The following is a 13,513-nucleotide window of genomic DNA, read 5'->3' as shown; positions in this document are numbered from 1 at the left end:
TGTCGTTCCGGGGCCGCTCTGCTGTCGGGCCGGCCGGACTGCCGGTTCTCTCGGCTTACTACTGGGAGTCGCGGGCTGCGGCGAGTTCCTTGGCGGCCTCGGAGAGGTCCTTCGCGGTGTCGATGGCGCGCCAGTAGACGCCCTGGGGCAGCTCCCAGCCGGACAGGCGCCGCTCACGGGCCAGCCGGGGGAAGGTGCTGCGCTCGTGGTCGCCGAGGTCGGGCAGCATGCCGGTGAACGCTGCCGAGAAGACGTACACGCCGGCGTTGACCAGGTACGGCGACGGCGGGGCCTCGATGAAGTCGAGGACGTTGCCGAACCGGTCGGTCTCCACGGTGCCCCAGGGGAGCCGTGGACGGGCCAGGGAGAGGGTGGCGTGGGCGTCGCGCTCGGCGTGGAAGTCGGCCATGTCGCGGAGCCGGAAGCGGGTCCAGATGTCGCCGTTGGTGGCGTACCAGGGCTCGTCCTTGCGGGGGAGCGCGGTGGCGGCGAACTTCAGGCCGCCGCCGCGGCCGAGCGGCTCGGTCTCCACGACGGTGGAGACGTTGAGGGGGAGCGCTGCGGTCTTGAGCCAGTCCTGGAGGACCTCGGCCAGATGGCCGCAGGAGATGACGACATCGGTGACGCCCTCCTCCGCCAGCCACTGGAGCTGGTGGCCGACGATCGGAATCCCGGTGCCCGGGATCTCGATCATCGGCTTGGGACGGGTGTCGGTGTAGGGGCGAAGCCTGGATCCCTGTCCACCGGCCAGGATCACGGCCTGGGTCACCGGAGGGGACGAGAGCGGCGAGCGCTCCATGGAGGGGATGAGGTCAGCGGTCATGGGGAGAACCCTAGACGGAGCTGCGCCGCTCCCGTACCAGGGCCTGACGGCGGAGTGGGCACGGGAGCAGCTGGTGGTACGGGTGGAGCGGGCGCGGCGTGTGGTGCGCGTGGTGCGGGGGGACCGGGGGTCAGCCCGCCGCGGAGAGGGTGCCGACGGCGAAGGAGCCGTCGCAGACGGGGCGCGCGAAGGACTGGGCGCGCTTCACGTCGCCCTGGTACTTGCGCACGGCGGCCTGACCGAGGTCACGGGCGAGGTCGGTGCAGTAGCGGGTCAGCGACGGCTGCTGCTGCATGGCCTGCGCCAGCTGGTCCAGGGCGGCGCCCGGGTCCTGGGTGCGCAGGGTCTGCAGCAGGCGGGCCCGGAGCGCGTCCTGCGGGGTGGTCGCCTGCTGCCGCACCGCGTCGGAGCTGTTGCCGGAGGTACTGCTGGAGGCGGCCAGGACCTGCTGGTCGCCGGAGCCGGACGGAGCCCAGGGGACGCGGGTCACCGCAAGGGTGCCGGTCGTCACGAGGATGACGGGCAGGACGAAGGCGAGGGTCTTGCCGAGGCGGTTCGCTAGCTGCTTCACGACCAAGATGGTAGCGATGGGTGATGATTTGGCGACATTCGGTCACTCCAATGAGTGATGCCATTTTTATCAAGCGCGCCGTCGGACCATCCGGACATGAAAACGTCCCCGACGGCCGTGGTGGCCATCGGGGACGTTGTCGACTTGTCGTCAGTCGCTGAGGCGGGCGCCCGAGGAGGTGGAGAAGACGTGCGTCTCGCCGGCGCGCGGGACCACGTGCAGGACCTCGCCCTTCTGCGGGACGGCGCGGCCGCTCACGCGGACCACCAGGTCCTTGGACTCGTCGCCGACCTTGGCGGTGCCGTAGACGTAGCCGTCGGCGCCGAGCTCCTCGACGACGTTGACGGTGACGGCCAGGCCGGCGCCGCCCTTGGCGAGCGAGTCCCCCTCGCCGACCAGGTCCAGGTGCTCGGGGCGGACGCCGATGGTGACGGTGCGGTCGCCGGCGGAGGCGGCCTCGTCCACGGCGGCACGGGAGACCGGGATGACCGACTCGCCGAACTTGACGCCGCCGTCGGCCAGCGGGACCTCGACCAGGTTCATCGCGGGCGAGCCGATGAAGCCGGCCACGAACAGGTTGTTCGGGCGGTCGTACATGTTGCGGGGGGTGTCGACCTGCTGGAGCAGACCGTCCTTGAGCACCGCGACCCGGTCGCCCATGGTCATGGCCTCGACCTGGTCGTGGGTGACGTAGACGGTGGTGATGCCCAGGCGGCGCTGGAGCGAGGCGATCTGGGTGCGGGTCTGCACGCGGAGCTTGGCGTCCAGGTTGGACAGCGGCTCGTCCATGAGGAAGACCTGCGGCTCGCGGACGATCGCGCGGCCCATCGCGACACGCTGGCGCTGACCGCCGGAGAGCGCCTTCGGCTTGCGGTCGAGGTACTCGGTCAGGTCGAGGATCTTGCCGGCCTCCTCGACCTTCTTGCGGATCTCGGCCTTGTTGACGCCAGCGATCTTCAGGGCGAAGCCCATGTTGTCGGCGACGGTCATGTGCGGGTACAGCGCGTAGTTCTGGAACACCATGGCGATGTTCCGGTCCTTGGGGGGGAGGTGCGTGACGTCGCGGTCACCGATGCGGATGGAGCCGCCGTTCACGTCCTCCAGGCCCGCGAGCATCCGCAGGCTGGTCGACTTGCCGCAGCCGGAGGGGCCGACGAGGACGAGGAACTCGCCGTCGGCAATGTCCAGGTCCAGGGCGTCGACGGCAGGCTTGGTGCCGCCGGGGTAGATCCGGGTGGCCTTGTCGAAAGTCACCGTAGGCATGCTGCTGCTCTCCTTCACCGGCAGGAACGTGCCGGACGATCCGAGTAAAGGCGGATGGTGGTTCGCCCCTCCGCGTACCCGCCGTGCCGACCCGCCGGAGCGGCGCGGTGCGATGCGCTGATGAGGTCTAGTCCACCCGCGAAAGGTGAACTGCAGGTGACGCTACCTGCCAGGATGCGCCCCTGTCAGTACCTTCCGAGCACCCAAAACGACCACCTCTGCCACTTATAACCCCCCAAATCACCTGAACCAGGACGCCCACCCCCGACAAAACAACGACCAACCCGACCACCCCGCCCGGTAGACTGCCCTCGGTCCTGCCGTGGCACGCCGCGGACAGGCACCACGCCTCCTTAGCTCAGCTGGCCAGAGCAACGCACTTGTAATGCGTAGGTCGTCGGTTCGAATCCGACAGGGGGCTCACGCCGAAGCCCCGGTCAGATCGCTCTGACCGGGGCTTTCGTGACTAACGAAGCCGTCTGCGGCGGCCGGCCCCGGGGGTCCTTGATGGGGCTGGTCTCAGTTCGAGCGTTGTCCTGGCCGACAGAGACCTTCTCCATGCCTCCTCAAAGATGCGGATCAGCGTTGGCGGAATGGGGAGGATGGGTCAGTTGAGAGCGAGACCGTTGCCCTTGCACGGCGAACGCGAGGAGGCTCATGCCAGTGCAGTCATGCGGGGCTGTGCCATTGAGTGCCACGCAGCCTGACTGTTGAGTATCAGCTGAGAGGTTGGCTTACAAGCGGTCAAGGAGTTCGCGCTTCTTCGAGTTGAATTCCTCGTCGCTGATGACCCCGGAAGCATGCAGTTGAGACAGCCTGGTGATCTGGTCTAGGACGTCAGGCTGTGAAGGCGGAAGTTGTGGTGAGGGCTGGGTACTGCTCGATGTCGTTGCACTCCGGATCGCATCCGCGAGTGGTGCGAGATCGCGGGAGAGGATGTCACTGATCTTCTCGCTGTTGCCGGCGACAAACAGGACAAGAGTGCCCAACCCCAACCGTTCACTGGTCGTAACGGATGAGATGCGGCCTAGCGGGAAGTCAACCAGCCCCTGCCCCGTAAGACCATGTCGCAAGTACAGAACGCGGCGGTCGGTCAGGGCCACGATGCCTTTGGCATTGCCGTAGGTGCCCGAGGCCAAGAGCCGCACAGTCTCTCCGTCGGCCAGGTGCTCCGGGAGCTTTTTGATCTCGCGTTTGCTGCCCAGTGTCCAGTTGAGACGGGCAGCGGCCTGCGCGATATCTTGCCTCTCCCCAGCTGTACCCAGCTTTGCGACGAGGTTGCTGCCCTTCTGATGCTCCACAGACAGCAGAGCATCGTTTGAGTGCACATGAGCAAAAGCGGCGTCGATCCCAGCGCCCCGGTTCCTCTCGATGATCGACGTCAAGAGCTCGTGGAGTTCCTGGAAGTCCCGGCGCTGGTGGTGGGTGAAAATCACCGTGTTTTGATCGGTCAACGCGTCTGCACCGCCCAACGTAGTCAGCGGCGCACCCCCTAGCCCAAGACGCAGCCGACCGTTCTTCACCATGGTCGCAGCGGTGATATCCACTGCGCTGATGGCAGACAGGGGGATCACCCGCTCTGGGATGGTCTGCTTCGACAGCTTCGCCATTGCGCCATGCCTCGTCAGCACGAGGTCGTCTCCCGTGATCTCCACGCTGCCGTTGTACCCCTTGATCACAGTCACGAAAAAAGTGTCGCGCGCATCGGGGGAACTTGCATGGCAGCAGCCCCGTACTGGTTCCGGTAGCCGGCGCCACTCGGCAGTTCTCGGAGCACGGAATCGAGCGGCCGCACGAATGATTGAGAGGGCCTACCCCAGTTGGACAGGCCCTCTTGCACACGGTCAGCGGGAAAGATCTTCGCCGTTAACGGGACCTTAGCTGTCGCGTGTCAGTATTGCGGTGATAGGGCTGCCTCCCGCCGTCTGTGTAAACAAGAGCGTCCCGTTTTCCTGGAGATCCAATTTGAAGTCACCGCCCGTGCAGGTGCCGCCGGCGGTTGTCTCGCTTCCGAGGACCTCGCCGGGATGCGACTCGTCGAGTACCCAGGTGCCGGTGCAGTTCAACGTAGGGTAGGTCGCTGTAGCGAAGGCCTCCGCGATCTTTGCTGTGTGGATTATTACCACTTCCGGAGCCGCCGACTGATTTGTTCCCTCTTCGCTTCCTCGCCATGTGCCGAGCCATGCTGCGTTCGGGAAAACCGCTGATGTCACTGCGGCAACAGACGGGGGCGTTGATGATGGTGTTGGGGGCTGCGGGGATGCGGGCAAAGTGGCGGAAGGAGACGGCACGTTCGACGAGCCCTGCGCAACCGGGCTGGTGACTGGCGTTGACGGGTTCGAATCGCTGTGCGTAAGAACCAAGCCGAGTACCGTGCCCAGACCCGCGAGCAGCGTCCCGACTGCGGCAATGATCGCAGGCCAGTTGTTTCCCCCGCCTCCAGAGCCACTTCCCCCTGATGCCCTAGCGTTGTGTGGTCCTGGTACTCCTGTTGTTCCTGACAAGCCGGTCCCCCCAGGCTGTCTCGATACCTGATATATATGTGTCCAACCACTGGGAGCATGATCGGGTTTCTGGATCTGAAATCCAGATCCGGAGCACAGCTGACGCGTTCTCATGTGGCCAGTTTGAGTATGTCAGTGGCGTGTTCCGGGTGCCGCCTCTTCGGATCAACTGCAGCTGGGCTATTGCTCTAGCCATGCGCTCGCGTCGGACCAGCCGTGCCGATCCGCTCGTGCCGCATGCGGTTTCGGGTAGTTCTGGTGTCGGCGTAGAGGATGGCCAAGTGAACGGTTGAGAGAGCAGCCCTTCCCTCGTAGGGAGGGTTGCTCCGCGGCGCGATTAGGGTGCGTGGGTCGTCCGTCCGAATCCGACAGGTGGCTCCAGCGGAAGGCCCAGTCGGAGCGCTCCGACCGGGGTTGCTGTGGCTAACGGAGACGTCTGCGTCAGCGGGCCCGAGCTCCGAGTTACGCCTGGGATTGGGGCGTGTGCTATCCGGGCTCTGGCCCCGAAGTGGCCAGGTCTAGGTGCCGTGGATCGTCTGCATCAGCCACTGGGCGAGCCTCTGAGTCGGTGGCCAGGCTTGGCCTACTTCGTTCCATCACATGGGAGCGGTCGGATCGCGGAAGTCCACCATTGACCATCCGGTGCAGCCCCAGTCGTAAACGGGGACCACGCCGGCTGGGATTCGGCCCTCCGGGTCCGGTCCGGGCTCGGACAGTTCGGCGAGGTCGGCCAGGTTGCCTTTGGTAGGCGTGTCCGCCTCGCACACCGACGATGCCAGACATGGGGCCGAACCCGCCGTTGGCGACCTCGGTGTACAGACGTCGGAGCAGGCTCGGCAGAGGGTATCCGATGGTCACCTCAGCCTCAGCGATTGCTTGAGCCGGAGGGGGCCATGCTTGCCCAGCCACTGCTGCTCGTACTGCGGCTACGGTGAGTGGTGTCCAGTCTGGTTCGGTCCACAAGATGACTGTGTCTGTCACGTGTCTGAGTCGACGGCGCGGCACGGGGCATCCAGAGGCAGCCGTGGTCATGCATGAGGTCAGGCTGGTACTCCGAACGGTACCGATCCAATGGGAGATCAAGCATCGAGGCCCGGCTTTGAACCGCTGCCGTGAGGTGCGTCCAACCGACGAAGAGGACGTAGCTGAGGATCTCGATCAGACCCGATGGCACCCCAGAATGCAGCTCAGTTCCGGCCGGTGAACGAGGGGAAGTCCAGTTCGCATGCAAGCAACTGGTGTGACTGGCCTTCGGTTTCCATAGCTCCGACACCAATTGTGGATCATCTGCAGCATGCTCCCAGATCGGCCTGCCTTCCAGCTCCGCGAATCTTGTGTCTGTCGTTCCGAGGACTTCTGCCGACCCACCCGCGCTACGGACTAGAGTCTTGCCGTTACTGCTGGTCGAGGGGCCAGCGTGCGGCTTGAGGACGATGTCGTCCCGAGGGGAAGGCCTGGACGCATGAGTCGTCGCTCCAACGGGTTGATCGGTACTTGGGCCGAGGCACAGCGTCAGCAGCAGCGGCAGCAGGAGATGCAGCGCCGGGCACAGGCACAGAACCAGCGTGAGCAGGAGCGACAGCGGCGGGCGCATGAACGTGCACTCGCCCAGAGTGAGCGCGAGCGGCAGGCCGCGTACAGGCAGCACAGAGATGAGGACGCGAGGCAGCGGACCGCGGAACTGGAGGCTCGGGTCCAGGCTCTGACGAACCTGCTGGCCTCCGGATGCCGGGCTCCGGCGTTCAGGACGGCATGCCTCACGCACTCTGAGCAGATCGAGGCGTTCTCCCCCGGCCAACTTGCCTCACCCGTCCCGATGCCGGATCCGAGCCAGTATCAGGCCCAGGTCGGAGGTTGGACGCTCGGTACGAGCCGCCGGGCACGAGCGGAGGAGGAGGCTCGGGCACGTTTCGAGCATGACTGGCACGTTGCTCAGGCTGCGGAGACCTACCGCCAGCAGCAGTTGGCGGATTACCGGCAGCAGTACGACCGGTGGGCCCATGCGCGACTGGCCGAGATTCGGCGGCACAACGCTGGAATCATGGAGATGGCAGCAGCTCTCCGCAATGGTGATCCCGAAGCGGTGGTGCAGTATTTCTCAGCAGCCCTCTACGCGTCCGCGGCATGGCCGGAGGGGCTGCCACGTCAAGTATCCGCAGGCTACGACTCTGCTGCTCGCCAACTGGTCCTGAATTGGGAAATGCCGAGGTATGAAGTCGTACCGGAGACAAAGTCGGTGCGATACATGCCCACCGCTGACCAGGACAAGGAGACAGCCCGTCCCGCTGCGCAGCGCCGGTCGCAGTATCGGGATATTCTGGCGCAGTGTGTTCTGCTGACATTGCGCGAGCTCTTCGGAGCGGATGAGTTCGGCGTACTTGATTCGGTTGCGCTGAATGGCTTTGTGGATGACAACGATCCGGCGACCGGCAGACGAGCCCAGGTCTTCCTGGCCACAGTCATGGCTACCCGTTCGGCTTTCAGTACTCTGAATCTGGAACTGGTCAACGCAGTGGATTGCCTGGTCGACGGGCTTCGGGGGCAGCTGTCCGCACGTCCCGACCAACGTGCCGCAGTACGCCCGGGACGACTGCCCAGCAATGTCGGGAGCGGTGTCGCCTCGCACGGAGGTGACGACGAGGAGCCGGATCTGTACGAGATGGATCCGATCGAGTTCGAGTCGCTCGTCGCGGAACTGTTCCGTGCCATGGGTATGCAAGCAGTGACGACACAGCGCTCGAATGACGGTGGGGTGGACGTCGATGCAGTGGACCCCACGCCCATCCGTGGCGGAAAGATCGTCGTGCAGGTGAAGCGGTATCGCAATACCGTGCCTCCCACAGCCGTCCGTGACTTGTACGGAACCGTTCAGAGCGTCGGTGCTAACAAGGGTGTCCTCGTTACCACCTCGGGCTTCGGCCCTGGTTCGCATAATTTCGCCAACGGCAAACCATTGGAGTTGGTGTCGGGTGCCGAGTTGGTGGACCTGTTGCACCGTCATGGGTTGCGCGGCCGACGGGGCGACGCCGGGCATGGAGCGGCCCCACAGCATGCGGCCCCGCATGTGCCCGACCCGGGCGGCGACGATCACTATGTCCTCGGTATGTCGTGGTCGGGAGACGTCGCCTTGGATGTGTGCGCGATGGTGTGCTGCGGGAACCGAGTACTGAGCGACGACCACTTCGTGTTCTTCAACAATCCCCGGACTCCCGATGGCTCGGTCTGCACGGTGGCCGACAACTCGCATGACAAGGCCGCGATTCGCGTGGCGTTTGATGCGATTCCGAGGGCAGCAGACCGGCTCGTGCTCGTCGCTGCGATCGACCCGTCGGTGAATCCGCAGGCGGATCTGGCAGGTTTCACAGACGCCAGCATCAGGTTGTTGGATACCACCGGAGCCGAGGTCGACCGTCTGTCTGTCTCCGACGGCCGCCCAGGTGAGACTGCCTTGGTGCTCGGTTCCTTTCGCCGGCGCGCCAGCAGTGACTGGGAATTCGTGGCTGGAGGCAAGGGGTACACGGGCGGTCTCGGGAGCATGATCCAGGAGTACGGAGTCACCGTCTCGTAGACGGTGTGCTTGCGGTCGACGACGGTGACGCGCAGGGAAGCGATTCCGACCGGTATTGCTGGCTGGCGAAGTCCCGGCGCAGTCAGTGCATGGGGGGCGGTGGGCCGAAGCCTTCGGGGGGTGGTGGGGGTGTCTCTTCCGCGGCGGGCATCGGTGGCGGCTGCGCTGTGTTGGGACGGGTCAGGCGGGAGCGGGCGCGGCCGAGGGTGGCGCGGCTCTTCTCGGCTGCGGCTGCGGCGGCACGGCCCAGCTCGGCCTCCCTGGCCGTCGGAGCCGCTCCTGCACCGCGAAGCGCTGGGCGCCGGCCTCGACGCCCTGGCGCATACCGTCCCAGGCTCTGCGGCCGCCGTCGGCGGTGGCCCGCTTCAGTTCCAGCGCCCGGCGCGTTGCCTCGGCCTCGGCCACCGCCTGCGGAGCGTTGGCCACCGCCGCGCGGGTGCCCACCGCGGCGGCCTGGACCGCCTGCACATGCTGAACGGCCGCCGCCGGCAGCCGGAGGCTGCTGCCGACGACCGCCCCGGAGAACCGGTCCGCGAGCGACCGGCCCGACGGGGTCAGCACAGGAAGCGCGTTGCACCAGAAGGCCACTACCGCCACCCCCCAGCAGACCAGCGAGAACGTGAAATCGCCGGACACCAGCAGACAGCAGGCGATCGAGTAGAGACCGAGGTCCGCCGTTGTCGCAACCGCAGCGCGCCTGGCCGACTGTCCACGACGGAGTCGTTCCCCGTCCCGCCGCGACACCCGCAGGCCGAGCAGGGCCATGCCCAGGGTTCGGCCAGCCAGCGCCGTCATCAGGAACTGGTAGAGGAAGAAACCGAGAGCCAGGGCCAGGAAGGCCTCCTGGACGTCCCGCTCGACGTCGTGCCACAACTCCAGTCCGCTGCCCGTGGCGGCGGTCAGGGTATGTCCGTGCGAGGAGAGCACCTGCCAACTCCCGGTCCCCACCGCGCCCGCGAGACTCGGGACGTCCGTCACCAGCACACTGATCCGATGGAACGTCAGACTGGCCAGCAGGGCCGCCAACCCGACCGCCAGACAGAAGTCCACCAGCCAGGCCAGCCCCCGCCGCCACCTCGAAACCGCGCGTTGCACCGGAGCCCCCGTTCCCAACGGCATCGCAAACGGCGCGATCGTACGGCCGGTCGCTGTGAACCCGATGTCAACCGGTCCTAGGTCAGGCCCGGGCGGGCCGGCCGAGGTGTTCTGTGGTGGTGCCGAAGGGGAGGAAGACGGTTCGGGAGGTGAGGAGCCAGGTGGTGTCGGTCCTGCGGAAGGTGTCCTCGTAGTGGCCGACGTTGGTGGGGAGTCTGGGGGGCAGCATGCCGTCGGTGTGGCCGTCGACGCGGTATGTGGCGAAGTACGAGGTCGCGCTTGCCTGTTCGGGGGTGTGCACGGTGACCAGGATGTTGGTCGTCATCCGGCGCGAGAGGCGGTCTGCGGGGCGGGAGCCGAAGTAGGTGCGCAGGGCGTCGCGGCCCTCGATCCGGCGGCTGTCGTAGGGCCATTCCCAGACGCCGTCCGGGGTGAACAGGTCGGCCACCGTGCTCGGGTCGCCCAGGTCGAGCCGTCGGAGGAACTCCACGAGCAGTCGCTCGCAGTCACGTTCGGCGAGGAGGCGTTCCATCGGATCGAGCGACTCGGTGTCCATCGCCCATTCCTAGCAGCGCGCCGCACCCGGCTGCGAACGCATTTCAGTGGGTCGGGGGCTGCGGGGTGACCAGGGGGATGAAGATGTCGTCGACGATCTGGCGCAGGACGTGGTCGGGGACCGGTTTGAGGGTCATCATCGCCTCGTTGCGGAACAGGTCGAAGGGGAGGTCGACGATCCGGGGGGTGAGTCGGGCCGGGTCGATCTCGCCGCGTTCGACGGCCCGGTCGACGACCTGCCGGACGGCGGAGCCGCGTTGGCTCAGGAACGTCTCGCGCAGTTCGGACGGGGTGGGGCCGGTCTGGTTGTAGTAGCTGCCGAGCATGCTGCTGACCAGGGCGGCCATCGGGTTGCGGGCGTTGTTGGCCTGGCCGAGCAGCGCGAGCAGGTCGCTGCGGAGGGTGCCGGTGTCGGGGACGACGGGCGTGTCCGCGGCGCCGCGGTGGCGGACGGTGTCGCGCAGCAGGTCCTCACGCGTCTTCCAGCGGCGGTAGAGCACGGGCTTGCTGGTCCGGGCCCGGGCGGCGACGGTGTCGATGGTGAAGTGCTCGTAGCCCTCGGCGGTCAGCTGCTCCCACGCCGCGTCGAGGATCGCCCGTTCCAGCTCGGCGCCGCGACGGCGGGTCTGCACGGTGGCGCCGGCCTGCTCGTCGCTGTTCTCCTGGATCTCGCCCATGCCGGTATCTTCGCCGCCCTGCGGACCTGGGTTCAAACCGCCTGCCCTTCCGCTTCGGCGGAAGGGAGCGCGAGCGCGGGGACGAGAGCCGCGACCGTGATGCCGGTGGCCCACCAGAAGGCGCCCTGGAAGGCGCTGGTGGCGCCGTGGACGAGCAGGGACTGGAGGGCGACGGCGACGATCGCGATGCCGAAGGAAGTGCCGACCTGCTGGGCGATGCGGGTGTTCATGGTGGCGTGCGGGATGCCCGCCGGCGGGACGTCCCGGTAGGCGACCGCCATCGGCGGGATGAGCACGGTGCCGATTCCGAGGCCGCGGATCAGCAGTGCGGCGGCGAGCAGCCACTGACTGGTGTGCGGACCGGCGAGTGCGAACGGCACCGTCGCAGCGGCTGCCACCAGGAAGCTGGCGACGGTGACCGGGCGGGCGCCGAAGCGGGTGACGAGCGTGCCGACGGTGAGGCGGGCGGCCAGTGAACCGATGCCCTGGGGGATGAGCAGCAGCCCGGCGTGCAGCACGCTCTCGCCGCGCAACTGCTGGTAGTAGAGCGGCAGCAGGAACATGCCGGCGTACAGGGCGGCGCCGGCGGTGAACAGGACCGCGGAGGCGCTCCCGAGCGAACGCAGCCGCAGCAGCCGGACGTCGACCACCGACGGCCGGTCGCCGGGCCGTGCGGCCCGGACGGTGAAGACGCCGAGCAGCGCGGTCCCGGCCAGCAGCGGGACGAGTACTTCGGGGTGGCCGACCCCGCCGTCCTGGGAGAGGTTCGAGAGGCCGAGCACGATTCCGGTGAGCGCCGGCGCGAGCAGGAGCAGCCCGGTCAGGTCCAGGCGCGTCCGCGGCGTGCCGGGTTCCGGGCGGTCGGCGGGCAGCAGTCGCTGCGCGAGCACCAGTCCGACCGCGATCACCGGCACGTTGACCAGGAACAGCCAGCGCCAGCTGAGCCAGTTGAGGATCACCCCGCCGAGCACCGGGCCGAGGACCGGTCCGAGCGCCAGCGGCAGGCTGATGGTGGCGATCAGCCTGCTGCTGGTACGCCCGCCGGCGGCCCGGACGCCCAGGGTCTGCATCAGCGGGAAGATCAGGCCGGCGGCGAAGCCCTGCAGCACCCGGAAGCCGATCAGGCTCGCGTCGTTCCAGGCCAGCGCGCACAGCGCCGATCCGGCGACGAAGAGCACCAGCGCGGCCGTCCAGAGGCGTTTGCCGCCCCACCGGCTCTCCGCCCAGCCGGTCACCGGGATCGCGACGACCATGGCCAGCAGGTAGCCGGTGGTGACCCACTGGATGGTGCCGACCGTGGAGTGCAGGCTGACCGTCAGCGTGTGCAGCGCGATGGTGACCATCGTCGAGTCCAGGATCGCCGCGATCCCGCCGACGATCAGTGCGAGCACGGCGTTGCGGACCTGCGGAGTCAGCTTTTCGCTGGTCCCGGTGTCCGTGCGTTCGACCGATGTGTCAGTCACCGCGAACCCCTCTCGGCCAATTGGATACTAGTTAGTATCTTCATGTGCGGAGAGGGGTTGCGTCAAGATACCTATTGGTTTCTTAAATCTGCGGAAGGGGCCCGGCTCAGCCGCGCCACCAGGTGTCGAGGGGGGTGACCGGAACGGTCCGCTTGTGGCGGGTGGTGCGGTAGACCGACTCCACCTTCGCGGCCACTTCGGGGGTGACGTCGGCACCCTCCAGGTAGTCGTCGAGCTGGGCGTAGGTCAGGCCGAGCGCCACCTCGTCGGGCAGTGCGGGACGGTCGTCCTCCAGGTCGGCGGTCGGGACCTTCTTCCAGACGCTGGCCGGTGAACCCAACTCCTGCAGCAAGGCCGCACCCTGACGCTTGGTCAGTCCGGTCAGCGGGGTGAGGTCGACACCGCCGTCACCGTACTTGGTGAAGAAGCCGGTCACCGCCTCGGCCGCGTGGTCGGTGCCGACGACGAGCAGGTTCAGCTGTCCGGCGATCGAGTACTGGATCACCATGCGCTCGCGGGCCTTGATGTTGCCGCGGACGAAGTCCCGCAGCCTGGGCTCGTTGCCGAGCAGCTCCCGCAGCCCGAGCGCCGACTCGGCGGAGACCGCGTCCGCACTCGGCTTGACGTTCACCGTGATCGACCGGTCGGGCCGGATGAAGTCCAGGGCGATCTGGGCGTCGTGCTCGTCGGCCTGGACGCCGTAGGGCAGCCGAACGGCGACGAAGGTCGCCTCGTGGCCCTCCTCGCGCAGCTCCTCGGCGGCCAGCTGGCACAGCCTGCCGGTCAGTGTGCTGTCCTGGCCGCCACTGATCCCGAGCACATAGCCGGTGGCCGGGGTCGACCGCAGGTACTCCTTGAGGAAGTCGACCCGTTGCCGGATCTCGACCTTGGGCTCGATGGTCGTCCTGACGCCGAGTTCGGCAAGAATCTGTTCCCGTAGGTTCGCCATCTGCCCAACTCTACTGGTCAGGGCGGGTCCGCCCGCCGGCTTCCG

The 13,513-nt window shown here is 67.1% G+C and carries 10 protein-coding genes and 1 tRNA gene; 2 read left to right on the top strand and 9 right to left on the bottom strand.

Annotation, left to right across the window (positions count from 1 at the left end; translation table 11 throughout):
- Positions 1-58: 58 nt before the first annotated feature.
- From IF29_RS0117875 to IF29_RS0117865, 3 genes are all read right to left on the bottom strand, one after another.
- On the bottom strand, positions 59-823 hold the full coding sequence (locus IF29_RS0117875) for a nucleotidyltransferase family protein (protein WP_232242191.1): 765 nt from the start codon (positions 821-823) through the stop codon (positions 59-61).
- 130 nt (positions 824-953) lie between these two features.
- Positions 954-1,394 (bottom strand): hypothetical protein, encoded by a 441-nt coding sequence (locus IF29_RS0117870; protein WP_030255694.1) that lies wholly within the window; start codon positions 1,392-1,394, stop codon positions 954-956.
- Positions 1,395-1,544: 150 nt separating this feature from the next.
- The gene (locus IF29_RS0117865) at positions 1,545-2,657 is read right to left on the bottom strand and encodes an ABC transporter ATP-binding protein (RefSeq protein ID WP_030255692.1); all 1,113 of its coding nucleotides are present in this window, start codon (positions 2,655-2,657) and stop codon (positions 1,545-1,547) included.
- Positions 2,658-3,004: 347 nt separating this feature from the next.
- Between IF29_RS0117865 and IF29_RS0117860 the strand changes: the two genes are divergently transcribed.
- Positions 3,005-3,078 (top strand) — tRNA-Thr (locus tag IF29_RS0117860).
- A 313-nt stretch (positions 3,079-3,391) separates the two neighbouring features.
- Here IF29_RS0117860 and IF29_RS45010 read toward each other — a convergent pair.
- Positions 3,392-4,342, bottom strand: coding sequence for a DUF4429 domain-containing protein (locus IF29_RS45010; protein ID WP_051725450.1), 951 nt, complete (start codon positions 4,340-4,342; stop codon positions 3,392-3,394).
- 2,281 nt (positions 4,343-6,623) lie between these two features.
- On the opposite strand from IF29_RS45010, the gene IF29_RS0117850 reads away from it, so the two are divergent.
- On the top strand, positions 6,624-8,729 hold the full coding sequence (locus IF29_RS0117850; protein WP_030255688.1) for a restriction endonuclease: 2,106 nt from the start codon (positions 6,624-6,626) through the stop codon (positions 8,727-8,729).
- Between the two features lie 180 nt (positions 8,730-8,909).
- Here IF29_RS0117850 and IF29_RS43660 read toward each other — a convergent pair whose 3' ends face one another.
- The 5 genes from IF29_RS43660 to nadE form a co-directional block, all read right to left on the bottom strand.
- Positions 8,910-9,824: an RDD family protein gene (locus tag IF29_RS43660; protein ID WP_232242190.1), complete on the bottom strand. Its 915-nt coding sequence runs from the start codon at positions 9,822-9,824 to the stop codon at positions 8,910-8,912.
- 82 nt (positions 9,825-9,906) lie between these two features.
- Positions 9,907-10,380 carry a nuclear transport factor 2 family protein gene (locus tag IF29_RS0117840; protein WP_030255679.1) on the bottom strand — a complete coding sequence of 158 codons (474 nt, stop codon included), beginning with the start codon at positions 10,378-10,380 and terminating at the stop codon, positions 9,907-9,909.
- A 43-nt stretch (positions 10,381-10,423) separates the two neighbouring features.
- Positions 10,424-11,056: a TetR/AcrR family transcriptional regulator gene (locus tag IF29_RS0117835; protein ID WP_030255676.1), complete on the bottom strand. Its 633-nt coding sequence runs from the start codon at positions 11,054-11,056 to the stop codon at positions 10,424-10,426.
- A gap of 32 nt (positions 11,057-11,088) precedes the next feature.
- Positions 11,089-12,519, bottom strand: a complete 1,431-nt coding sequence (locus tag IF29_RS0117830) for an MDR family MFS transporter (RefSeq protein WP_030255674.1) — start codon at positions 12,517-12,519, stop codon at positions 11,089-11,091.
- Between the two features lie 106 nt (positions 12,520-12,625).
- Positions 12,626-13,468, bottom strand: coding sequence for an ammonia-dependent NAD(+) synthetase (gene nadE, locus IF29_RS0117825; protein ID WP_030255670.1), 843 nt, complete (start codon positions 13,466-13,468; stop codon positions 12,626-12,628).
- Positions 13,469-13,513: the final 45 nt, after the last annotated feature.

The organism is Streptacidiphilus jeojiense, assembly GCF_000719095.1.
Classification (GTDB): Bacteria; Actinomycetota; Actinomycetes; order Streptomycetales; family Streptomycetaceae; genus Streptacidiphilus; species Streptacidiphilus jeojiensis.
The sequence above is the reverse complement of the archived record's forward strand: the minus strand, read 5'-3'. Positions and strand labels throughout refer to the sequence as shown.

Excerpts from the sequence above, each read along its gene's own strand:
- IF29_RS0117835 (WP_030255676.1), bottom strand. The coding sequence starts at position 11,056 with ATGGGCGAGATCCAGGAGAACAGCGACGAGCAGGCCGGCGCCACCGTG.
- nadE (WP_030255670.1), bottom strand. The coding sequence starts at position 13,468 with ATGGCGAACCTACGGGAACAGATTCTTGCCGAACTCGGCGTCAGGACG.
- IF29_RS0117875 (WP_232242191.1), bottom strand. The coding sequence starts at position 823 with ATGACCGCTGACCTCATCCCCTCCATGGAGCGCTCGCCGCTCTCGTCC.
- IF29_RS0117850 (WP_030255688.1), top strand. The coding sequence starts at position 6,624 with ATGAGTCGTCGCTCCAACGGGTTGATCGGTACTTGGGCCGAGGCACAG.
- IF29_RS0117840 (WP_030255679.1), bottom strand. The coding sequence starts at position 10,380 with ATGGACACCGAGTCGCTCGATCCGATGGAACGCCTCCTCGCCGAACGT.
- IF29_RS0117865 (WP_030255692.1), bottom strand. The coding sequence starts at position 2,657 with ATGCCTACGGTGACTTTCGACAAGGCCACCCGGATCTACCCCGGCGGC.